This window comes from Chryseobacterium sp. (assembly GCF_022869225.1).
GTDB lineage: Bacteria > Bacteroidota > Bacteroidia > Flavobacteriales > Weeksellaceae > Chryseobacterium.
In genome coordinates, this window is sequence record NZ_JALIHL010000001.1 from 4,256,099 (window position 1) to 4,278,266 (window position 22,168).

The 22,168-nt window shown below is 38.5% G+C and carries 14 protein-coding genes and 1 pseudogene; 7 read left to right on the plus strand and 8 right to left on the minus strand.

What is annotated here, in order from left to right:
* Nucleotides 1-23 precede the first annotated feature (23 nt).
* A pseudogene (locus MUW56_RS19930) lies at nucleotides 24-1,218 on the minus strand (pyridoxal phosphate-dependent aminotransferase).
* A 294-nt stretch (nucleotides 1,219-1,512) separates the two neighbouring features.
* On the opposite strand from MUW56_RS19930, the gene rsmG reads away from it, so the two are divergent.
* The 5 genes from rsmG (at nucleotide 1,513) to MUW56_RS19955 (ending at nucleotide 8,402) form a co-directional block, all read left to right on the plus strand.
* A complete protein-coding gene (rsmG, locus tag MUW56_RS19935; protein ID WP_292014834.1) occupies nucleotides 1,513-2,148 on the plus strand; it encodes a 16S rRNA (guanine(527)-N(7))-methyltransferase RsmG in 636 nt (211 codons plus the stop codon).
* A gap of 63 nt (nucleotides 2,149-2,211) precedes the next feature.
* Complete coding sequence (locus MUW56_RS19940) at nucleotides 2,212-2,616, plus strand: hypothetical protein (protein WP_292014835.1); 405 nt, start codon at nucleotides 2,212-2,214, stop codon at nucleotides 2,614-2,616.
* A 2-nt stretch (nucleotides 2,617-2,618) separates the two neighbouring features.
* Entirely contained in the window at nucleotides 2,619-3,155 is a 537-nt protein-coding gene (locus MUW56_RS19945) for a DUF922 domain-containing protein (RefSeq protein WP_292014836.1), read from the plus strand.
* A complete protein-coding gene (locus MUW56_RS19950; RefSeq protein ID WP_292014837.1) occupies nucleotides 3,152-5,839 on the plus strand; it encodes a PD-(D/E)XK nuclease family protein in 2,688 nt (895 codons plus the stop codon). Before MUW56_RS19945 ends, MUW56_RS19950 begins: the two co-directional genes overlap by 4 nt.
* Nucleotides 5,840-6,038: 199 nt before the next feature.
* A complete protein-coding gene (locus MUW56_RS19955) occupies nucleotides 6,039-8,402 on the plus strand; it encodes a patatin-like phospholipase family protein (RefSeq protein WP_292014838.1) in 2,364 nt (787 codons plus the stop codon).
* A 105-nt stretch (nucleotides 8,403-8,507) separates the two neighbouring features.
* Here MUW56_RS19955 and MUW56_RS19960 read toward each other — a convergent pair whose 3' ends face one another.
* From MUW56_RS19960 to MUW56_RS19990, 7 genes are all read right to left on the minus strand, one after another.
* A complete protein-coding gene (locus MUW56_RS19960) occupies nucleotides 8,508-9,644 on the minus strand; it encodes a cytochrome c peroxidase (RefSeq protein ID WP_292014839.1) in 1,137 nt (378 codons plus the stop codon).
* Nucleotides 9,645-9,657: 13 nt separating this feature from the next.
* Nucleotides 9,658-11,169 (minus strand): DUF6850 family outer membrane beta-barrel protein, encoded by a 1,512-nt coding sequence (locus MUW56_RS19965; protein ID WP_292014840.1) that lies wholly within the window; start codon nucleotides 11,167-11,169, stop codon nucleotides 9,658-9,660.
* 1 nt (nucleotide 11,170) lies between these two features.
* The gene (locus tag MUW56_RS19970) at nucleotides 11,171-12,385 is read right to left on the minus strand and encodes a DUF4876 domain-containing protein (protein ID WP_292014841.1); all 1,215 of its coding nucleotides are present in this window, start codon (nucleotides 12,383-12,385) and stop codon (nucleotides 11,171-11,173) included.
* A 19-nt stretch (nucleotides 12,386-12,404) separates the two neighbouring features.
* Nucleotides 12,405-15,200, minus strand: a complete 2,796-nt coding sequence (locus MUW56_RS19975) for a TonB-dependent receptor (protein ID WP_292014842.1) — start codon at nucleotides 15,198-15,200, stop codon at nucleotides 12,405-12,407.
* Nucleotides 15,201-15,764: 564 nt separating this feature from the next.
* Entirely contained in the window at nucleotides 15,765-16,943 is a 1,179-nt protein-coding gene (locus tag MUW56_RS19980) for an acyl-CoA dehydrogenase family protein (protein ID WP_292014843.1), read from the minus strand.
* A 129-nt stretch (nucleotides 16,944-17,072) separates the two neighbouring features.
* The gene (locus MUW56_RS19985; RefSeq protein WP_292014844.1) at nucleotides 17,073-17,861 is read right to left on the minus strand and encodes an NUDIX domain-containing protein; all 789 of its coding nucleotides are present in this window, start codon (nucleotides 17,859-17,861) and stop codon (nucleotides 17,073-17,075) included.
* A gap of 23 nt (nucleotides 17,862-17,884) precedes the next feature.
* A complete protein-coding gene (locus MUW56_RS19990) occupies nucleotides 17,885-19,072 on the minus strand; it encodes a sugar MFS transporter (protein ID WP_292014845.1) in 1,188 nt (395 codons plus the stop codon).
* A gap of 177 nt (nucleotides 19,073-19,249) precedes the next feature.
* Between MUW56_RS19990 and MUW56_RS19995 the strand changes: the two genes are divergently transcribed.
* Nucleotides 19,250-19,894 (plus strand): TonB-dependent receptor plug domain-containing protein, encoded by a 645-nt coding sequence (locus MUW56_RS19995; protein ID WP_292014846.1) that lies wholly within the window; start codon nucleotides 19,250-19,252, stop codon nucleotides 19,892-19,894.
* A complete protein-coding gene (locus MUW56_RS20000; protein ID WP_292014847.1) occupies nucleotides 19,863-22,166 on the plus strand; it encodes a SusC/RagA family TonB-linked outer membrane protein in 2,304 nt (767 codons plus the stop codon). The genes MUW56_RS19995 and MUW56_RS20000 overlap by 32 nt, the downstream gene beginning before the upstream one ends.
* The last annotated feature ends 2 nt before the right edge of the window (nucleotides 22,167-22,168 follow it).

Sequence of the window (22,168 nt, forward strand, 5' to 3'; positions counted from 1 at the left end):
TTGTATTTTTAATTATTAATTTGTTAATTGAATGGTTCCAATAAATTTTTGATTCGCTTCATAGCTTCTCTCAAATCTTCTTCAGAGGCAGCGTAAGAGAATCTGATACATTCAGGACTTCCAAAAGAGAGTCCGCCTACACAGCCTACATGAGCATTTTCCAGAATGAACATAGCGAAGTCATCCGAATTATTAATTTCCTTTCCGTTCAGGGTTTTTCCGATATAGTAGGAGATATCCGGGAAGAAGTAGAATGCTGCTTTAGGAAGCAATACTTTAAATCCTGGGATTTCTTTGATCAGTTCATACACAAGATCTCTTCTTTCTTTGAAAGCATCAATCATGTATCTGTATTCGGAAGGATCTGTTTTCAACGCAGTGATAGAGGCTCTCTGTGCCATGGTGTTGGCTCCGCTGGTCATCTGCCCCTGTACTTTTTCACACGCTTTTGCCAGCCATTCCGGACATGCAGAATATCCGATTCTCCATCCTGTCATTGCAAATGCTTTTGACATTCCGTTGATTACGGCTGTCTGTTCATATACTTCAGGAAACTGTGCGAATGGAAGTTGTTTTGGTTTCGTAATTGATATATTCATAAATCTCGTCAGAAATTATCGTCACCTGAGGATGTTTGGCAATAACTTTAGCCATGGATTTCAACTCATCATATGTATAGTATCCTCCTGACGGGTTACATGGCGAGCTGAAAAGTACTGCTTTGGTCTTATCTGTAATGGCTTCTTCCAGCTGCTCGGCAGTGATTTTAAAATCAGTGACATAGGAGGTTGGAAGCATCACCGAAGTTCCACCCATCATTTTTACCATTTCATCGTAGCTTACCCAGTAAGGGGCAGGAAGAAGAACTTCATCTCCATCATTGATGATCGCTGCCAATACGTTAATAATGGCTTGTTTCGCTCCGTTTGATACACAGATTTGGGTGGGCTTATATTCTAAATGATTATCTCTTTTTAATTTATAGGCAATGGCTTCACGCAATTCCAGGAAACCGGGAACAGGAGAGTAGTGACTGTAGTTCTGGTTGATGGCATCAAAAGCGGCCTGTTTTATGTTGTCCGGAACATCAAAATCCGGTTCGCCAAGAGTCAAGCTGATCACATCTATTCCATTCGCTTTCATTTCTCTGGCTTTATTAGACATTACAAAAGTCTGTGAGTAACCTAGTCTTTTTACTCTATCCGAAAGTTTATCCATGTATTTTTTTGAATTTTAACAAATATATAATAAAAACGCCTTTCAGGGAAATAAAAAAGCGGCTGATTTAAAGATTTTTATCAGTTTTTACATTGAATCATTATCACGTAAATGGCAATGAATGGTTTTGATTTAAGTGTAATATCTGATCCCATTTTTAGCGGCATTAAACCAGGGAAAGATGAAAATGTTGCTTTTGTTATTGATCATTAAGGGCTGATATTTTCAGATACCGACCTTAAAGTTTGAATAAAGCTGAGAAAAAACCTATTTTTGCGGATTATAATAATTCACATGTCTACAACGTTAGTATTAAAATATTTTCCGGATCTTACAGAAACACAGCTGAAGCAGTTTGCTCAATTGGAGGAGCTTTATAACGAGTGGAATGAAAAGATCAATGTGATTTCCAGAAAAGATATGGAATCGCTGTATGAAAAGCATGTTCTTCATTCTTTAGGAATTGCTAAGGTGATCGAATTTGCCCCGGGAACAAAAGTACTGGATATTGGAACCGGAGGTGGTTTTCCGGGAATTCCTTTGGCTATTCTGTTTCCGGATACGGAGTTTACTTTGATTGATTCTATCGGGAAGAAGATCACTGTTGTAAAAGCGGTAGCGGAAGGCATCGGTTTAACGAATCTGACCGCTGTTCACGGAAGAGCGGAAAAATTAAAAGAAAAGTTCCATTTTGTAGTCAGCAGGGCAGTAACACAAATGCCTGAATTTTTAAGATGGCTGAAAGGTAAATTTGAAAAAGAACAGTTTAATCCCAAGCATAACGGAATTCTCTATTTAAAAGGAGGTGACCTCGCTGAAGAACTGGCCGGGATCAGATGTGAAATTTATAATCTTAAAAACTATTTTGATGAAGAATTTTTTGATACTAAAAAAGTAGTGTATGTATCAAAAGGTAATTTTAATTCCTAAATTTATACCATTAAGGAATAATTTTTGCTAAATATGTATTGGTAATCACAAAAATTAAAGGCTATGAAAAAGTTTTTAAACATTGGATTTTCGGCAGTATTGTTGGGAATAGTTTTAATCTCGTGTAATGACGATGATTACCGTACGATTGAATCTATCGGCAAAATCAAAATAGACAGCGTTAAGAGTACAAAAGATACTATGAATGTCTATGGTGTGCAGAGTATAAAGACGTATTCTACCTATCCTTCCCAATGCGAGGGATTCTACGGATACGATTATATCTATAATGATAATCTTGAAAGAACTGTTACAGCTTACAAGTACATTACCAACGGACCCTGTGCCCAAGCGAGTTATGTAGTTGCCAGCCAGATCAGATTCAGTCCGCAGAAGACAGGAACATATACTTTTAAATTCTGGAACGGGGGGAATAGCTGGATTACAAAAACAATTGTAGTAAAGTAATCATGAAATTGATTTTTTTATCCCTTTTTTTAGCGGTTGGAAGTGTATTTGGACAAAAACTCATCTGGAAAGAGAATCAGAAACTTAGCTGGGAGAATTTTAAAAGCCCGGTCAACAGGAAAAATAATCCCGATGTGGCTGCTTACACGCATTGCGGCTGGGAATATTCGGTAGTGAAATCTACCAATCCCAAATCCCCTGTCACTGTTGAAATTAAAACCATTTTCAACGAAGACAAATCCTGGAAAGACATAAAAAAAATCAACGATTATATCTTGCTGCATGAGCAGAAGCATTTCGATATTGCTGAGCTGTTTGTGAGGAAAATGCGAAAATCTGTTGCTGAAAGTATCAGGACATCTGCTGATTATGACCGTTTATTCAAAGCTATTTATAACGAGATATCGAACGGGTATAAAAATTTCCAGACCTCCTATGACAGGGAAACAAACCATGGGATGAATAAAGAAAAGCAGGCAGCGTACAATACGGCCATTGCTGAAGAGTTAGAACATTTAAAAAGCTATAAAACCCCTTGAAATTTCTCAATAAGATCATTCACGAACTCTTAGCACAAAACCCGGATCTTTCTGCGTTTAATATCGTTCTGCCCGGAAAACGTCCCATTGTATTCATCAGGCAGATCTTAGAAGAGAATCATTACTCAGGATTTCTTCCCAATTTTTTTACAGTGGAAGAGCTTATCAATAAAATTGCAGACAAACAGCCTATCCAGGGGATTCCACTCTGGCTTTTTTCATTTGATGTGTACAGGAGTCTGAATCTTATTCCGAATGATGATTTTGCAGAATTTTTAAAATGGTTTCCCACTTTACAGAAAGACTGGGATGATGTTTTGAAATTCTCGGATAGCGATCAGGCGGTACTGCAGTATATGTTTGATGAAGAAAGGATCAAGGAATGGGCTCAGAATCTTGGAGACGACGACGATGTACCCAGAAAGAAGTTTCTGAACTTCTGGCAGAATATGAATGTTTTTCTTCCTCAATTAAAGGAAAGACTCAAAGATAGAAATTGGGCTACTTCGGGGATGATTCATGAAACGGCTAAAGCTAAGATTGATCAATTTGCCAAGAATACTTCAGAACAATTTGTTTTTTGTGGTTTTAATGCCTTTACACCGGTGGAGGAAAAACTGGTAAGAAGCTTGTTGCAGTGGGATAAAGCTCAATGTTTTTTTCAGGCAGACCGCTATTATTTTGATGATGAAAGACAAGAGGCCGGAAAATTTCTGAGAAACCATAAAACCTGGAAAGAGTTTGATGATAACCGAGCTTTTCAATGGATTGAAGATGATTTCAGCCAGCCTAAGAATATAAAGGTTTATGAAGTTTCCGGAAATGTGACTCAAACTAAAGTACTGCCGGAGATATTTAAAGAGATCAATAATACAACCTATTCCAATACGGCCGTTGTATTGCTGGATGAGAATCTTCTTCCCGCGAGCCTTGATGTAATGCATGGAATTGAAACGCTGAATATTACAATGGGTTTCCCATTGAAGAATTTGTCCTTTTCCAACGCGGTAAAACGGCTTTTCTATCTTCAAAAGCAATTGGAGAAAAACAAGTCGTCTTATTATTACCGGGATGTTTTTCCTATTCTGGAAGAACTTCCGAAGTCTGCGGAAGATGAACAGATCATCAACGAGTTTAAAGCAAAAATAGAAGAACGGAATATCGTTTATATTTCCAGAAAACTGCTGCATGAGCTTTTAGGAGAGCTTTCTTATTTTGGACTGCTCCAGAAAGCTGCCAGCACTCATGCTTATCTCGACCTGCTTATCGCTTTTTGCCAGCAGGTAAAATGGCTCGAAATAGATGATATCCAATATGAGAATGTTTCCCATTTTGAAAATGCCTTCAGAATTATCAAAAACCAGCTGACCCCATACAATATCCAGATCAGGATGGAAACTTTGGAGATCCTGATCAACCAGCATATCAATTCTGAAAGTATCGATTTTCAGGGGGAGCCGTTACGTGGGCTTCAGATTATGGGATTGTTGGAGACCCGTCTTCTGAATTTTGAAAATGTGATCATGCTTTCTGTCAATGAAGGAAAACTTCCGCTGGGGAATTCTCAAAATACCTATATTCCTTTTGATATCCGGAAATTCTTCGATCTGCATACTTTTCTGGAAAATGACAGCATTTATGCTTACCACTTTTACAGGCTGATTCAGGATGCGAAGAATGTGCATTTGCTGTATAATGCTTTAAGCTCGGGTGTGAATACCGGAGAAAAGAGCAGGTTTATCACCCAGATCGAAATGGAGAGTTCCCATCAGATTGAACATTTGATCATTGAGAATTCATCGGAACCGATCCTTACCAAACCCATTGAAATTCCCAAGACCGGAATTGTGCTGGAACGTCTTCGGAAATGGAAAGAAAAAGTGTCCGCTTCCCATCTTACCAGTTATCTTTATAATCCTGTAGATTTCTATTTATCCAAGATTCTAAATACCTCGGAAACGGATGAAATTGAAGAGGAATTATCGGTGAAGAACTATGGAAATCTTGTACATTATTCACTTCAAGAAGTATATGAAGTGTTAAAGGGTAAGGTTTTAAAAGAAAGTGATTTACAGAGTTCAGTTAAAGCGATAGATAGCTATATAAATATTGCCATTGAGAAGCTTAAGCATCAGCCTGAATTTTACGAAAAAGGGATGAACTATATCCATAAGGCAATTGCTAAAAAAGTGATTGAAAATGTTCTTATGCATGATTTAGACCTGATAAAACAGGGAAATAAACTGGAGATCGTAGATATAGAAAGGCGGTTTGAAAATGTAGAGTTTGCCCTTGACGGGAGTGATAAAATTTCCTTTCTTGGATTCATAGACCGGATTGATAAACTGAACGGTACTTTAAGAATTATTGATTATAAAACAGCTAAAACAAAAAACCTTACTGTGAAAATAGATGAAGACAATGTGGAAAGTTACTTTCATAACAGTGACCGAAAACAGGCTCTTCAGCTTTGTATTTATCATTATGTGGTACAGAATCTGCCGGAGTTCTGGGGGTTCCCTATAGAAACGGGAATATGGAGCTTTGCTGAAGCCAAAAAAGGAATGGTTTCTCTTCAGTTTGAAAAAGGAGATATTGAGGATGCAATGAGGTCGGTTAAAAGCCTTATCCTTGAAATTCTGAATCCGGAAATTCCCTTTGTGGAAAGTATAAAGCCCTATTAAAAAGAGCCCAGATTCCACATGTCTTTGTGTCCTTAATTCAAATATAAATCCCTTTTTATCTTGTAAAAGACCAGAGTTGAAATATGTTTTTTTTGTCATGTAGGCCGGACAAAGAAACCTGCTTTTTGTTGTATATTTACGCCTCGATTACTGTTTTTTATAAATAAACAGGATTTAACCTGAATAAATTAAAAAGCGCATGAAAAAGAGCCTGATATTTTTAGCTGTATTTCTTTTCTTAATGGCCAGGTCTCAGCAAACAAACGATTCTCTGAATATTGCTTTACAAAACATCACCAAGGATACTAAATTTGGTTTGGCGCTCAGTGGCGGGGGAGCAAAAGGGTTTGCCCATATCGGCATTTTAAAAATGATCGATTCACTGGGAATCAGGGTGGATTATATCACAGGAACCAGTATGGGAGGGATTTTAGGTGGTTTATATGCTATGGGATACAATGCGGATCAGCTAAAAGAAACGGTCCATAAAGTTGACTGGAACAGGATTCTCAGCAATAAAATTCCCTACAGCAAAGTCAATATCAGTGAAAAGGATGAATATGACAAATACATCCTGGAGTTTCCTGTAGTGAAAGGAATTCCGACTCTTCCAAGTTCCTATATTGAAGGACAGTATATGGGGGAGGTACTTAATACATTGACATTTAATGCAAAACATATCAATGATTTCAGCAAGTTGCGTATTCCTGTACAACTTACTTCTTCAGATATAGAAAATGGAGGGCTGATCATGCAGAAAAAAGGATCTCTGCCATTAGCGATCCGGGCTACACTGGCAATACCTGCTGCTTTTGCTCCGGTCTATATTGATGGAAAACTCCTGGTAGATGGCGGCCTTGATCGTAATTACCCTGCTAATGAAGTTCAGCAGATGGGCGCTGATTTTGTAATTGGAGGCTACACCGGGTTCAGGCTTTTTACTAAAAAAGAAATTGAGAATCCGATGAAAATGATTTATCAGACTCATGCCATTCGCTCCGTTGAAGACTTTAAACATCAAAAGGCCTTATCGAATATATTGGTAGACTTTGTTGATCCTTTGGGAGATATCACGACAAAAGATTTTGCCAGGTACAGAAGGATCATTAAGATCGGAGAGATGGAAGCCAAAAAACATCTTCCCGAATTCGTAGCACTGGCCGAAGCACAGCGAAAATTGGGGATCAGGTATGAGCATGAAATAATTGAAGAGGTAAAACTGCCGACTGTACAGTTTACTTACAATGAAGAAGATGGAACTCCTCTTAAAGATGCTGCAGAAATAGAAGTGATCAAAAAGCAAATGAGACTGGAAGAAGGGAAGTATTATGATGCAAAAACCATTAATGAAGCCATAGACCGGGTTTTTGGAATGCGGCAGTATTTGAAAGTATATTACACATATACCCAAGTAGAGGAAGGCCTGGTCATGAATATTTTTGTAAAAAGAGCGAAAAAGGGAGCCTTTAAACTGGCCCTTCATTATGATACTGAGCAGTCTGTAGGGATTATTGTCAATTATACCTACAGAAATATTCTTTTAAACAGGTCTAGATTTTTAGCTGCGATAGATATTTCGGAACGTTTTAAAGCAAAACTGGCCTATCAGCAGTTTTTGGGTAAAGGTGATCGCTGGTGGTTTGATATAGAGGCGAAAATGATTCATCTTAAAAGTAATGACTTGACGTTTAGATTGTTGGAGATGTTTGATGAAGACGGAAGTGCAAGATTTCCTAACCACATCTATAGAAATATAACGGGTAAGATTGCCTTGAATTATAATATTACTCCTAATGCTTTTTTTTCTTTAGGGACAGAATTCAGTGTTGAAAGAATGTATACTTTACTGGATAAAGTGGATCAGTCGAAAGTGGATAATTATAATAAGAAACTCTATAATCACAGTAATTTCAATACTTTTTTGAAATTTGAGCAGAATAATCTCAATAAGAAATATTACTTCACAAAAGGAAACCACCTGCAGATAAGCACCAGGTTTTATTATGGAGATCAATATAATTTATATGACCTGAAGCAGGTACAGCCTCAGCTGTATCCCATATTAAATCCTGAAGAAGATTATTATTCCAAACCGAAGAACCTGGTTTCATTTACGCTGAATGAAAACTTTGCTTATCCTATTACCAGAAGGCTGGCTGCTAAGGTTAACCTGTTCCTTGGAACAAGTTTTGGGCCGGTAAAGGAGAATGTTCCTTATCTTTTTCTTAATCAGAAATACAATATCGGGGGAAGTGAATACAATTATGATCTTATGAATCCGGAATTCAACGGTCTCCGCCAGAAAGAATTACCTATGACCTCTGTTGCCAAAGCGGGATTGTCTCTTCAATACCGGGTTATGAGAAGGCTGTATCTTATGCCTTCTTTCAGTTATGGTAAGGTAAGTGAGGAATTTTCTCCTTTTAATGACAGCTTTGATATGTTTGGCTATGGTTTGAATATTGGCTATGAATCTCTCATAGGACCAATCAATATTAATTTTTCAAGAAATAATCAGCTTGATTTTTCCAGGATATATTTAAGTGTCGGATTTAAGTTTTAATAATAGATGTAGATGCCTGAACAGAACGTTCAGGCATCATCATTTCATCTCTACGAATGTGAAACTGAAATGTTAACAACATCCGGTTAGCGGATAACTTAGTTTTTATTTTCTGGGAATCTCCGGCCGCGGCATTTTATAATAACTTCCGGATATGCTTTTTAAAAAAGAAACAATAGCATCTGTCTCTGCCTCATTGAGATGCAGAGGCTTTATCAGATGATCAGTGATTGGGAAATTAGGATCATTCTTCTTTTCTTCCGGTGTCGGATTGATCATCTGCATCCCGCTGTTGTATAAATTGACAATCCCATGCATGTCATCCATCAATCCGTTATGCATCCAGGGAGCGGTATACTCCAGGTCTCTCAGGGAAGGCGTTTTGAATTTCCCCACATCATCCGGGTTTTTGGTAATAAGATACCTTCCAAGATCTTCATATTCCCTTTTGTAATAGGTAAGGCCGATATTATGAAAAGACTCATCGGTAAGGTATTTACCATAATGGCAGTTCATACATCTTGCTTTGGTTCGGAACAGGTGCATGCCATAGATTTCTTTGTCACTCAATGCTTTATAATCGCCTTTGATAAGCTTATCTAACCGGCTAGGCTGGCTTTTGATGGTTTTCTGAAAGGTAGATAAAGCACGGGCTATTTTGTCAAATGTTATTCTTTCTGTCTTATAGACCTCTTTAAAAAGCCGCCTGTATTCCTGGTAAGCATAGAGTTTTTTAGCGAGTTTTTCCGGCTTCATATTCATTTCATTGTGTGCGGAAATGGGACCTACCAGTTGTTTTTCCAGGGTTGGGGCTCTTCCGTCCCAGAAATAAGATTTCCGATCTCCGATATTATACAGAGATTGGGTATTTCTCTTCCCCTGAAGGTGGTCATGACCCAATGCAACTTCCTGACGGTCTCCCCAGCCCAGTTCGGGATTATGGCAGCTGCTGCACGAGATCTGGCCGGATGCAGAAAGCTTGGGATCGAAAAATAGTTTTTTCCCCAGCATCACCTCAGGCAGTTCCTGGGTTTCATAATAATTGGAATCCCATTCTACGGCTTCAAATTCCGTCCAATTGATCATGGAGTCAATAGAAGGGCTGGGCCAGTATTTTATCGGTCTTTTATACTGTTCTGCGACCTCTCCGTAATCTACACGATACTTCTGCAGCGTATGCTGCATACAAAATAAAGAAACTCCTCCGATCAGCAGTACTAATTTAATATCTGAAAATTTCATCGTTCTTCTGAATTTAAAAAATGCTTCCTATGCTCATAGCGAACTGCATATTGCTGCTGCTTTTGAAATGACTGTAAATGATTTTGCTCCCTACGAACGCATTTTTGATAACGGGAAAACTGAAGTGGAATTTAACATCCATCCTGGCCTGCCAGAAGTCAGAAGACTGAAATGCATAATTTTCCTGCAGCATTTGGTTGATGGATACTTTCCCGGAGCTGCTAAAAACCGAATTCTTCTTATAGACATCAGTCATTGAAATTCCTATACCAACAGATAGCGCAAGACTGGGGTCAAATGTTTTTAACCACTGATAGTCTGCACCATATACAAGCCTATTAATTTCTACAATGGACAGGGGATTACTGTATTTTTCCTTTTCCTGAATCCATCCTAAAAATGGAATGAAAGAAGACTTTGCTTCTTTTCCGATTTGCAGAAGTCCTTTAAACAGGAGATTGCTGATCTTATGATTGTATTTTTCCAGCGCTCCTATCTGGATATAGTTTCTTGAGTTATCATTCAGGAATAAATTTTCAGTTCCTTTTCTTTCCATGCTGCTTCCGTCTGCTGAGAGTCCCCACATTATTTTTCCTGCATCAAAAATTTTTCCCAAAGAAAAGTTCAGCTGCTGTTCATCAATTTTTGAGGCATTAAGGTCAGTAAATTCTGTCAGGAACTTATCCAGGTTCAACTTTTTCATTCCAAAGTTAAAATACCAGTTTCTGTTGGCTGCTTCAAAGATTTGTATCCCTCCGCCATAAGTCCAGCCTTCATAATACGCCTGCCGGAGCTTTCCGGAAAGAAGTTCATTATAATTACCCAGTCCGGTCATGTTGTAGATCATGGGAAACCCCTGGTTGCTGACAAAGCTCAGATCATGTTTCTGAGTATATTTTTCAGCTTCCAGATAGGCTCCTATTTTAAATTGATCAAACATCATTTTATTGGCCCCCAGTGCCAGTGAAAAATGGGCAGAAATGTTTTTGGGCCTTGGATCTATGTCGCGGTAGCTTAAGCCGGCCTTATAGCTTCCTGCAATACCCATGGTAAAACTGTTGATTCTTTTAGCATATCCTCCCGAAAAAGAATAATTCTCAAATTTCATAGTACCTCCGACACTATCGGCGGCTACATAGGGATAGATCAGATCGTAATCATCATTTTCGTTCCACAGCATCTGCTTATTTTTTCCCTGGGTATAAGAAGCATTGCCCCATACTACGGTGTTACTGTCCGGTATCTGTAAGGTGCTGGTTTCTGCACCCCATACACTCTTTCCTTTGCCTTTTTGCTGTAAAGCATTGGGAGTGTCATGGTCTTCAGTCATCACGCTGAAGGTTGTGATACTGTATTTTCTTGCTCCCATATGGCTGGCCGGGTTGGTATTGATATTATTTTTCAGTTTTCTTTCAAAACTGTATTCTTCACGGATTTTTTCCATAATGGTATCATTGACCTGTGCCTGGAATTTTGTCCCCAATAGAAGGATAAAACATACAAGTATGGAACGGGAATATTTCATTTTAGTTAAATAATGAAGGTTTTACACCATGCTCAAAATCTGCAGTGGAATTGTTGGTGTCTTTTAAAATATTTTTGCCTTCCGAAGACTGACCTGCTACTTTTCTGCGGACCGCTTTTCCGAAACGGTTCTTGTCACCGTCAAACTGGGTAACGGAAGTCCATCCCATATCTAAAGAAGGAGAAGTTACCAGCCATTGAAAAGAATCCTGCACACTCAGATTGACCGCATCAGTAATCCATTCGTTCGGAATTTTAACCGCTGTTCCGTCCATAGGATAAACATCTCCTCCGAAGGTAAGATTGTATTGATAAGTATATGAATTCTGACTGATCAGAGCCTCATTAGTCATTCCTTCAGGCATACGGGCCAGTGCATAAGCATAATATCCCTGGGTATGAATGACCATTTTTTCAAATACATTGATCATTTTAGGAACTGCAGGATTATCAATATCATCCGAGTCTTCTTTGAAAATCTGGAAATCAGCCTGCGAAAGATTAATCGATAGAACATTGAATTCTTTGTGGTTAATGGCATCTTCTGCAATGATAATGGATTCTCCCGGTTGTACAGGGTAAGTATTACCTGCCCCGGGGATTCTGATGATCGCTCCGGCAGATAGGGTTGTTCCCATGATATTCGGACTGTAATCCTGCTTTTCATTGGTCATAAAACTGGATTGTATCAGAAGCATACCATCAGCATATAAAACGTGGTCTGTATTATTGGTAATTTTAAAATACTGATCTCCGAAATACATCGCTCCCTGTGGTGTTTTTGTCCCGGTAAAAAAGACCTCTTCCAGAATAAGGTCATTGCTTCCTGCTTTTAAAGCAATATCCATTGTTTTATTTTGCTCATTTCCGCTGATTACAACTCCTGTCTGTACACCACCGACTTTAGCGTCTGCAGAGCCTGAATCGTCAGAATAAACAATGCTTCCCTCAGCAATAATATGGTATGTTCCCGAAGGAAGTGAAAGCTGTAGGGTATTCGTATTTTTTAATTCCCGGGAAACGGTAAATCCTGTGTTAAGCTCCTTAAAGCTCACCGTAAGATGTTTATATTCTTTAACATGGAGATTTTCCGGAACTACCTTTAGCTCAAGCTGTAACGATGTTTGTGCTTCCGGAGCATCTGAATCTGAAGAACATGCCGTAAAACCGGCTACAGTACACCATAATAATAGTGTTTTTAATAAATGTTTAAACATAATGTTATTTTGAAATTATTTATAAATTGAAATTGATTTCCATTCCGAAGTAAGGATCATACGCTCCCTTCCTGTTGATATTGAATCCATTAATGCTGTATGGAGCATAGTAACTGAAAAGCCTGTTGGCAAACATAGAAACAGTAACCGCCTTATTCCTGAAGCTTTTACTTACTTTCAGATTCAGATTCACTTCCATAGGCCTTCTTGTGGCAGTGTAGCGGTCCTCATTCTGAGGAATAATTAAACTTTCCAGTATGGTCCCTGTTACAGTATCCGGGTTAAAAGGGTGGATAGTACCGTTTTGATCCACATAATGGCTGGGCACGCCGTTCATGGGATTTAATTTTCTCATCGAATACCATGAAAACTGGAAAGAAGAAGAAAAGACCAGATCCAGCCTGGGAAAATAGGTGTCCAGCATCAGATTGGTATTCAACACTTCATTTTTTGAAGCAGGTTCCATCCCTTCATAGAGCCCGAGATAAGGATAAGGCCTTCCGCTGATGAGCAGATCCCGCCCTCTGTAGACAGGAAGACTGTTGCCGTATTGGGTTCTGAACCATGCTCCATTAAAGGTAAGTCTCGTATTGATGACCGGAATTCTATTGGAAGAATATTGAAATTCCACCCCTTCCTTATCTACCTTACTGCCATTTCGCTGCGTGGCATAGATGAAGTTTTCACTGACGGTCTGATAGGGAAGTGTATTCACCTCCGGTGGAGAGGTAATGGCAGTATGATCAATCCCCGAGGTATCATATTTTTTATATTGATAGACTGCATACTCATTCATAGAACGGAAAGCATTATGCATGTTCTCCTTAAAAACAGTCACTGACAACTGATGAAACCCTAAATTAAAATCCATTCTGGCTTCAAATTTTTCATTGGCGGCAGGTTCTATATCCGGATTTTGAGGATTATAAATCATTGTTTTATAATTAACTCTTCTATAGTTTGGATTGCTGTGAAAGTAATTGAGCTGCTGGATATCTTTGTACACCAGCTCCGGGTACAGTAAATTAAGGTCGGGGAATAGGGTTTGCCTGCCATATCCAAGCGTTAAGGCCAATCTTGCTTTTTTATTCATCCAGTCAAATGAGGGAAATTCCCATTGAAGATGAGCTCTGGGATCGGGATAGATTTTTCCTTTCATTTTGAAATCTGAAGGCAGATTCATCATGATGTTTCCTCTTATTCCCAATGCTAAAGTGAGCTGGTGTTTTCCCAACGCTGCCATAGTGACAGACTCAAGGAATAGGGCTGATGTAGTATAGGCCGGGATATCACGGTAGGCACGAGGTCTGAACGTTGATTTGGGATCTATCGGCCGGTGACGGTCAAACTGCTGTCCTTTGCCCAAGTTTTTACTCAGCTGCCAGTCGAATCCCGCATTCAATTCGTTGGTTACCGATTTAAAATCAAAATGGAAGTTATTGACCATTTTAACAAACAGATCAAGAGGCTTTCCATCCACCTGGTAATCTGAAATGTATTGTGCCTGAGGATAATATCCGTCGTATTCTCCTTCCGTAATAGATAAAGGAAAGGCAGTAGCATTTTCGAGCTGGATAAATTTGGTTTGTTTTATTTTGTCAAATCTTTGATTGGCAGTGGCCTGGATTTCTGTGGATCTGTAAAATGACCGGTTGGTCTTCGTGTATGTGAAAAGTTGGGATAAGCTGAGGAAATGATTGTTTACCTCGTAAGAATTCAGTTCGGATAGGTCGATGTCCGGATCAGATTTAGATCCGTCAACAGAACCCGTATAACTAAGGGTAGACAGCCATCTTACATTTCCGCTATGGTATGTTTTTTCCTTTGCTACAGCAAGATTTGTTGTAATTCTTTTATAATTTTCCAGTCTGTCTCTCGGATCGGCTTTGGCATTCAGATAATCGAATCCTGCATTGATTTTCAAATCTTTTTCCTTATTTTCAAAACCTTTATTCAGAGCAAACAGTTTACTGTAACCATCTGCTTTAAACCTTGCTTTCCATTTTGTATATCCTGATTTTTTAGTGATTTTTACAATTCCGGAGGTCAGGTTTCCATAGATCACTGAAGGAATTCCCCGGAGAATTTCAACACGCTCGATCTGGTCTGTGGAAATACTCCGCATATCGACTCCACCGGTAACGGAAAGTCTTTTCGTTAATCCATTATTGGTTTTATCCAGAAAATCATACGTATACTGAAGATTGGCTCCGGAATGTAAAGGAGCTCCATCTATAAGAAATGTAGTTCCCATCGATGAGGTATTGTAGCCGGAACCAGGCCTGCCGGTTTCCCGGAGGCTTATTTGATTGACTTGGTTCAAAACCGGGTCGCCCGATCTTCCTCCGGGAAGCAGTTCCAAAAGATCGGTAAAGCTTGAAGGCTGTAAATGCTGCATGGCGCGGTTGCTGATGATAGAGGAGGAGGTGAGGCCTTTTCCTTCTTTAGCGGTGATCACAACTTCTTCGATGTTATTCATTTTCTCTGCCAGGGATATGGAAAAAACGCCTGTCTTTACAGCGTTTATGATCATAGAATAGCTATGATATCCGTCTTTACGGGCTTCCACTTTATATTTCCCGGAAATGACATTTATTACCGAAATTCCTTTATTATTGGTAGAAGTTGAGTAACTGTTTTCATCAGATACAATTTTTATCTGTGTTTTTCCAAGAGGATCATCATCCGGGCTTTTTACCTCGAAGGTAATGGTTACATTTCTTTCCTGAGATTTAAACGCGGCAGCACCGGTAAAAGAGAAGAGAAAACTGAAAAAAAGAAGCCTAAAAGGAAGGTGGGGTACATTATTTATCATCAAGCATTATTCTTCCGGCAAAAGTAAGTGGCTCATGATAATTTCACTAATTTTATTTAGAATAATTTAAAATAATTGACAAATGTCATTGTGCTCCTCTTGCCCAAAAAAGAGTTGAGAATGCTTTTTTTAAGGTGTCGTGTTGCATGGAGAAAACTGGTAAATCATTTAACCATTGCAGATTACCTATACGTTATAAAGGTAAAAATGCACTTCATTTTTATCATGAAGTGCATCAAAATTAACTTGAAAATGAATATAAAAGACAAGGTGATGTTACATTTTTACTTTTTTAGGAATTATTTTTCCGTGAAATTTTTGTTCAGTGCTTACCAGATCTCCTCTTTGCTGTGCAGAATAAAAAGCAGCAGTGAGACCGAGAAAAAAGTAGTGGTTTTCTAATATTGATGTATTTATTGGGGGTCAAGGTAATGTTTTTAATAAATTCATTAAAATATTACCCCCTCAATAATTATTCACTGAATATAAATTCTCCTGAATGTGAATAAAATAAAGAGCCTGGCTCATCGGCCAGGCTCTGTGTATTTATCGTTTGTCTTTTATTTAAAAAGCATTGATTCCGGTAATATCTAAACCGGTGATCAATAAATGAACATCATGCGTTCCTTCGTACGTGATAACCGATTCAAGGTTGGCAGCGTGTCTCATCATAGGAAATTCACCCATGATTCCCATTCCTCCAAGAATCTGTCTGGATTCTCTAGCAATGTCAATGGCCATTTTCACATTGTTACGTTTAGCCATAGAGATTTGAGCGGGAGTTGCTTTATGATCGTTCTTAAGAGTTCCTAATTGAAGGCATAACAACTGAGCTTTTGTAATTTCAGTGACAAATTCTGCTAACTTCTTCTGCTGAAGCTGATAAGAACCAATAGGCTTACCAAACTGTTTTCTTTCCTTAGAATACTGAACAGCCGTACAGTAGCAGTCTATGGCTGCACCGATTACTCCCCATGAAATTCCATATCTTGCAGAGTTCAGACAGGATAAAGGCCCTTTCAATCCAGTTACTCCCGGAAGCAGGTTTTCTTTCGGAACTTTTACATCATTGAATACCAGTTCTCCGGTCTTTGATGCCCTTAAGCTCCATTTGTTGTGTGTTTCAGGAGTGGTGAAACCTTCCATCCCTCTTTCAACGATTAATCCCTGTACTTTTCCCTCTTCATTTTTGGCCCATACTACAGCGATGTCGCATAGAGGAGAGTTGGTAATCCACATTTTAGCACCATTTAAAAGGTAATGGTCACCCATGTCTTTGAAATAAGTTTCCATAGAACCCGGGTCAGATCCGTGGTTAGGCTCAGTCAATCCAAAAGATCCGATCATTTCTCCAGCGGCAAGCTTAGGAAGATACTTTCTTTTTTGCTCTTCAGAACCGAACTCATTGATTGGGAACATCACCAAAGAACTCTGCACAGAAGCTGCAGAACGTACCGCTGAATCTCCTCTTTCCAATTCCTGCATGATAAGACCGTAAGAAATCTGGTCTAATCCGGAACCGCCATACTCAACCGGGATATAAGGACCTAATGCTCCGATTTTCCCTAACTCTCTCATAAGGCCCGGAAGATCTGTATGATTTTGAGCTGCCTGGTCAATCTGCGGCATTACAAAACTTTCCACCCAATCTCTGATAGATTGACGGATCAGTTTATGTTCTTCAGTAAGTAAAGCATCAATTCCATAATAGTCAGGAATGCTTGTAAGAGGATAATATGACATGATTTTTTGATTTTGTTAAAAATAGCATTTTTCGGGTGGTTTAAAAAATTTTTTTAAAAACTTACCTCAATACTGATTTTCAGTAATATAGTGATTTTTTTGTTCTTTTATCAGGAAGATTTTACTTTTTTACTCCTCCTCCTCATTAGATATGGGATACTGATTGGTAGAATTATGGACCTCTTTTTTGAATTTATACAGATAAGGAGCTTTATTGGCTGAACCATCGTAAAGCTTTTCCAGTCTGTCAAGAATATTTAAGCTTAAAATCTTACGCTGGAAATTATTTCTCCTGAATTTTTGGCCTAAAATGGTCTCATAAAGAGCCTGCAGATCTTTCATCGTAAATTTCTCCGGAAGGAGGTTACTGGCTGCTACTTCCGTATTGATATTCATGCGGAGATATTCCAGCCCGGTTTCTATAATCCTGTCATGATCGAAAGCCATTTTCGGCAATTTGCTGACTTCAAACCATTCACAGCTTTCATTGAATGCATCCGGAAAGGTGTTGGCTATTGAAAAGTCAATAAGGCTGCAGTAGCCTACTGTAATAAACCTTTGGAATATCCAGTGGTCTTTCGGAACCTCAATTCCTTTGTTCTTAAGCAAAATCTGATGGACATTATTCTCGGTACGGTCAATTCTTCCGAAAGTATGAAATTGTTTCAAAAACAGGCCCTTAAGATGAGTTCTTTCGTAAAGCACCCTTTCGGCAGCTTCCCGGAGATCTTCATCATTAAATACAAACCCGCCGGGTAATGACCATAAATCAAGATCATGATATTTCAGCAGCAGAACTTTCAAAATATTATTGTGAAAACCGAATATCGTACAGTCTACGGATATATGGGCTACAAAATCTTTTGTGTCTATAAGTTCCTGTAGGGTTTCTTTATTTTTTGTGTCTTTGATTTTCATGGCAGTAAAAATAAAATTATTTTCTATATTTTCTTTTTGGAGACCTTAAAATATAATAAACTCATCATAAAAAGCACAATTACAGAGGCTAAAATATACAAAGGATAAAAATTTAAGAGGCTTTTTCCGAACAAAACAGCCATGATAATAGAACTGACAGAGCTGCCCAGGGAAGAAAAAATGACAATTAATGAGGTGAAAAGGTTTACTTTTTCTTGATCGGTGTGGGCAATCATCTTTGAATTGATGACCGGATAAAGCGGCGATAAAAATAATCCTATTACCGGAAATAAAAACAGAAGCAGTTTGGAATTTTCCGATGTAAAGTATTGTATTCCTAAAATGGCTGCCAGGATTGCTATAATACAAAATATACATGCCATGTAATAGCGGTGCAATGAAAACCTCCGGATAATGTTGGCCGTTACCGTTCTTCCCGCATAGGAGAAGAGGGCAAGAAATGAGGAGGCCTGAAGAGCAAAGAATGAATTGACCTTCAAATGATTTTTATAGAATGAAGGGAGCCATGAATTGAAACCCTGTTCTACAAAAACAATAAAAAAAACAACGCCCAGGAATAGCAGAACGGTGGGAGTGACAAATCCGGACAGTTCGGAGATGATACTTTTGTTTTCTACCTGCTTTACCTCTGAAATAGGCATTTTTGAAAATAAAAAAATAGTGATGATACAAAGCAAAGCGATCAGTAAGAATCCAAATTTCCAAAATTGAGAATATGGGCTTGAAATCAGCCACCCAAAACCGGTATTGACCACAAAAATTCCGATCATAAAAGAAGCTTCTACGCTATTCATGTTTTTTGCGAGTGATTTTTCTTCTGAGATATTATTCCTGATAATACCAAAGACACAGATCTTGCCAACGGCAAAACAAGTTCCGATGATCGCAAACCAGAGCTTATAAAACCAAAAAACTTCAACAAACGGCAGAAGGCAGGAACATAATCCGACAATAGTTAATGCGATGATCAATGCTTTCTTTGTTCCCGTTTTATTGATGAAACTTACTGCAAAAAGAGAAATAAAAGCAATGGGCAAATCTTTGAATGACTCCAGAAATCCCAGTTCACTATAAGTGATTTTAGCCTCGGAAAGCTGGAGGATAATAAGCCCCATACAATTCAAGACCATTGAAAAAATGAGAAAAGTAAGCTTTAACGGAAGTGAAATATGGGACAGCTTGGGCGTCATTTTGGGGATTTATTTTATTGGATTTTTATTAAATTTTATGAAATATGTGTGCGAAGATAACGCTTCTATCCCTTAAAAATAAACGAAAAATTAAAATATTTATTAATGTAATGTTAATTAATTGAAAAAAAATATATTTTTATTGTCTCAATTTGAGAATTAAAATAATAACTGTATATGAATGTAAGAATACCAAGAAGCTTAGGAATGGTTGCCGTCCTCTATTTTACGGCCAATTTCAGTGCCCAGACCAAGGTGAAGGACACGCTTTCTAAAGAAAACAAAATAGATGAGGTTGTAGTCATCGGTTACGGTACTCAGAAAAAAAGTAATGTAACCGGAGCTATAGCAAGTATTAAAGCCAGTGATATAGAAAACATTCCGACCGGTAAGCCGGAGCAGGTATTGCAGGGAAGAGCTGCAGGTGTTTCTGTAGTTACAAATTCGGGACAGCCCGGTGCTCCGGCAACAGTACGTGTGCGGGGAATTACCAGTTTTGGGGCTGGAAGTAACAGTCCTCTATGGGTTGTCGATGGTATTGTAGTAGATAATATCGGATGGCTTAACCAATCTGATATAGAAAGTATTGAAGTACTGAAGGATGGGGCATCATCCGCCATTTATGGGGTTTCTGCCGCAAAAGGGGTGATCCTGGTGACCACAAAAAAAGGTAAGAAAGGTAAACTAACCCTTTCTTATAATGGGTTTTACGGTTTTTCAAATGCATCTAAAAAATTAGATCTCTTAAATGCTACCCAATATGCCAATATCATTAATGAAGGTTTTGTAAATGACGGAGGAACACCGATATTCCAATCCTGAATCCCTTGGAAAAGGAACAAATTGGCAGGATGCTATTTTTGGAACCGGTGAAAAATCCTCTCACGAAATAAGTATTACCGGCGGTAATGAGAAATCCACGTACTATACATCATTTGGATATTTCGATCAGACCGGTATTGTAATGACTGATATCTCTTATTACAAAAGGATCAATGCCAGATTCAACTCAACGCATAAAGTAACAGATTATTTAACTTTAGGACAAACCTTTGCTTATACCCATACCAAATCTCAGGGAGTCAGCGCAAATGAGGAATATGGTGGTCCTCTAGCTTCAGCAGTCAATCTAGATCCCACCACTCCGGTAGTTGTCACAGATTGGTCTCAGGTAGATCCCAGCGGTTATACCAACCCCTACATCATTCGTGATCCCTATGGCAATCCGTATGGAATTTCCCGTTACGTAAATCAGGAAATGACCAATCCGCAGGCCTTCCGTCAAATACAGCAAGGAAACTACAGCTGGTCAGATGATTTTGTAGGAAATGTTTTTGCTGAGCTTAAGTTTCTTAAAAACTTTACGTTCAAAACAAGCTTGAACGGTAAGAAATCTTATTGGGGAAGCCGCTCTTTTACACCGAAATATTATTTAAGTCCGAACTATAATAACACAAGTTTTAATAGCCTGAATAAGGTGGATGAAAATAAATTTGAATGGAGTATGGAAAATACTCTGACCTACCAAAATAAGTTTGGAGATCACAATTTAAGTGTATTGGTAGGACAGGGAATTTATCGATATAATATATCCGGCGGTGCTAGTTTGACTTATAGTAATTTGCCTATTGAACACTGGCAGGATGCTTCTTTTAACTTTAATATTCCCCAGGATGATATTACGGCAACCGGGTGGGACGGTATTCAAACCCGTAAGGCCTCTTATTTCGGGAGAGTAATTTATGATTATGCAGATAAGTATCTATTTACGGGGACAATCCGTAGAGACGGTTCTTCAAAATTTGCTACCAATCAGCATTGGGGAACTTTCCCGTCCCTGTCTTTAGGATGGAATGTTCATAAAGAAAACTTTTGGCCGGAAAATAAAGTGATCAATAATTTGAAATTAAGAGGAGGTTATGGAGTGTTAGGAAATGATGAAATGGATAATTTCAGATTTGCAAGTTTTATGGTTTCAGGAAGCAACTATACCAATTCCGGGAATAATATCATTATAGGATACGCACCAAGCACACTGGAAAATCCAAACCTGAAATGGGAACAAACCAGCCAGTTGAATATTGCGGCAGATTTAAAATTATTCAGAAACTTCACGCTTACTGCAGATTGGTACAAAAAGAAAACTTCCGATATTTTGAGACAAATCAACATTCCGGGCTATGTAGGTGTTCCTAACTTACCTTGGGCAAACGTAGGGGATATGGAAAACTCAGGGCTGGAGTTCGAGTTGGGCTATAAAAAGAATTGGGATGATTTCGGGATATCGGTAAACGGGAATTTTGCTACGATAAAAAACAAAGTTTTACGATTAGAGGATGATATTGACTACTTCAATCTTGCTTCTTTCCAGACTATGGGCGCTGTATCAAGGGTTGCAGTTGGACAGCCTTACGGTTCATTTTACGGGCAAACGTACAGTGGTGTTTTCCAGAATCAGGCACAAATCGATGCCTATGTAAATGCCAATGGGAACAAGTTGCTGCCTAATGCAAAACCGGGAGATTTTATCTGGCAGGACAATAACGGAGATGGTAAAATTGATGATGATGATAAAGTGAACTTAGGAAGTTCCATCCCGAAGTATACTTTTGGATTGACCGTTAATTTAAATTATAAAAACTTCGATTTTATGGTGTTTGCACAAGGGCAGGCCGGTAATAAGATCTTCCAGGGTTTAAGAAGGCTTGATATGCTTGATGCCAATTACCAGACAAGAGTCTTGGATCGATGGACCGGTGAAGGTTCTACCAATGAAAACCCTAGAATTACACGAAATGATCCTAACCATAATTATTCCTGGATGTCAAATTACTACCTTCAAAAAGGTGATTATGTACGTGTGAAAATTATCCAGTTGGGGTATACGCTTCCTCAGGATATTACGAGCCGTTTTGGAATGAGCAAAGTGAGATTGTATATAACCGGGGAAAACGTTTTTACCTTCACAAAATACACAGGTTATGATCCTGAAATTGCCGGAAGAAATAATTCTGAACAGGATATTATCGGTGTTGACAGAGCTTACTATCCACAAGCCAGAACATTTTTGATGGGAGCAAATATTCAATTTTAATA

What these genes read in the sequence shown, in the direction of transcription:
- rsmG (WP_292014834.1), top strand. Translation starts at nt 1,513, where the DNA reads ATGTCTACAACGTTAGTATTAAAATATTTTCCGGATCTTACAGAAACA.
- MUW56_RS19940 (WP_292014835.1), top strand. Translation starts at nt 2,212, where the DNA reads ATGAAAAAGTTTTTAAACATTGGATTTTCGGCAGTATTGTTGGGAATA.
- MUW56_RS19945 (WP_292014836.1), top strand. Translation starts at nt 2,619, where the DNA reads ATGAAATTGATTTTTTTATCCCTTTTTTTAGCGGTTGGAAGTGTATTT.
- MUW56_RS19955 (WP_292014838.1), top strand. Translation starts at nt 6,039, where the DNA reads ATGAAAAAGAGCCTGATATTTTTAGCTGTATTTCTTTTCTTAATGGCC.
- MUW56_RS19960 (WP_292014839.1), bottom strand. Translation starts at nt 9,644, where the DNA reads ATGAAATTTTCAGATATTAAATTAGTACTGCTGATCGGAGGAGTTTCT.
- MUW56_RS19965 (WP_292014840.1), bottom strand. Translation starts at nt 11,169, where the DNA reads ATGAAATATTCCCGTTCCATACTTGTATGTTTTATCCTTCTATTGGGG.
- MUW56_RS19970 (WP_292014841.1), bottom strand. Translation starts at nt 12,385, where the DNA reads ATGTTTAAACATTTATTAAAAACACTATTATTATGGTGTACTGTAGCC.
- MUW56_RS19975 (WP_292014842.1), bottom strand. Translation starts at nt 15,200, where the DNA reads ATGATAAATAATGTACCCCACCTTCCTTTTAGGCTTCTTTTTTTCAGT.
- MUW56_RS19980 (WP_292014843.1), bottom strand. Translation starts at nt 16,943, where the DNA reads ATGTCATATTATCCTCTTACAAGCATTCCTGACTATTATGGAATTGAT.
- MUW56_RS19985 (WP_292014844.1), bottom strand. Translation starts at nt 17,861, where the DNA reads ATGAAAATCAAAGACACAAAAAATAAAGAAACCCTACAGGAACTTATA.
- MUW56_RS19990 (WP_292014845.1), bottom strand. Translation starts at nt 19,072, where the DNA reads ATGACGCCCAAGCTGTCCCATATTTCACTTCCGTTAAAGCTTACTTTT.
- MUW56_RS19995 (WP_292014846.1), top strand. Translation starts at nt 19,250, where the DNA reads ATGAATGTAAGAATACCAAGAAGCTTAGGAATGGTTGCCGTCCTCTAT.
- MUW56_RS20000 (WP_292014847.1), top strand. Translation starts at nt 19,863, where the DNA reads ATGACGGAGGAACACCGATATTCCAATCCTGAATCCCTTGGAAAAGGA.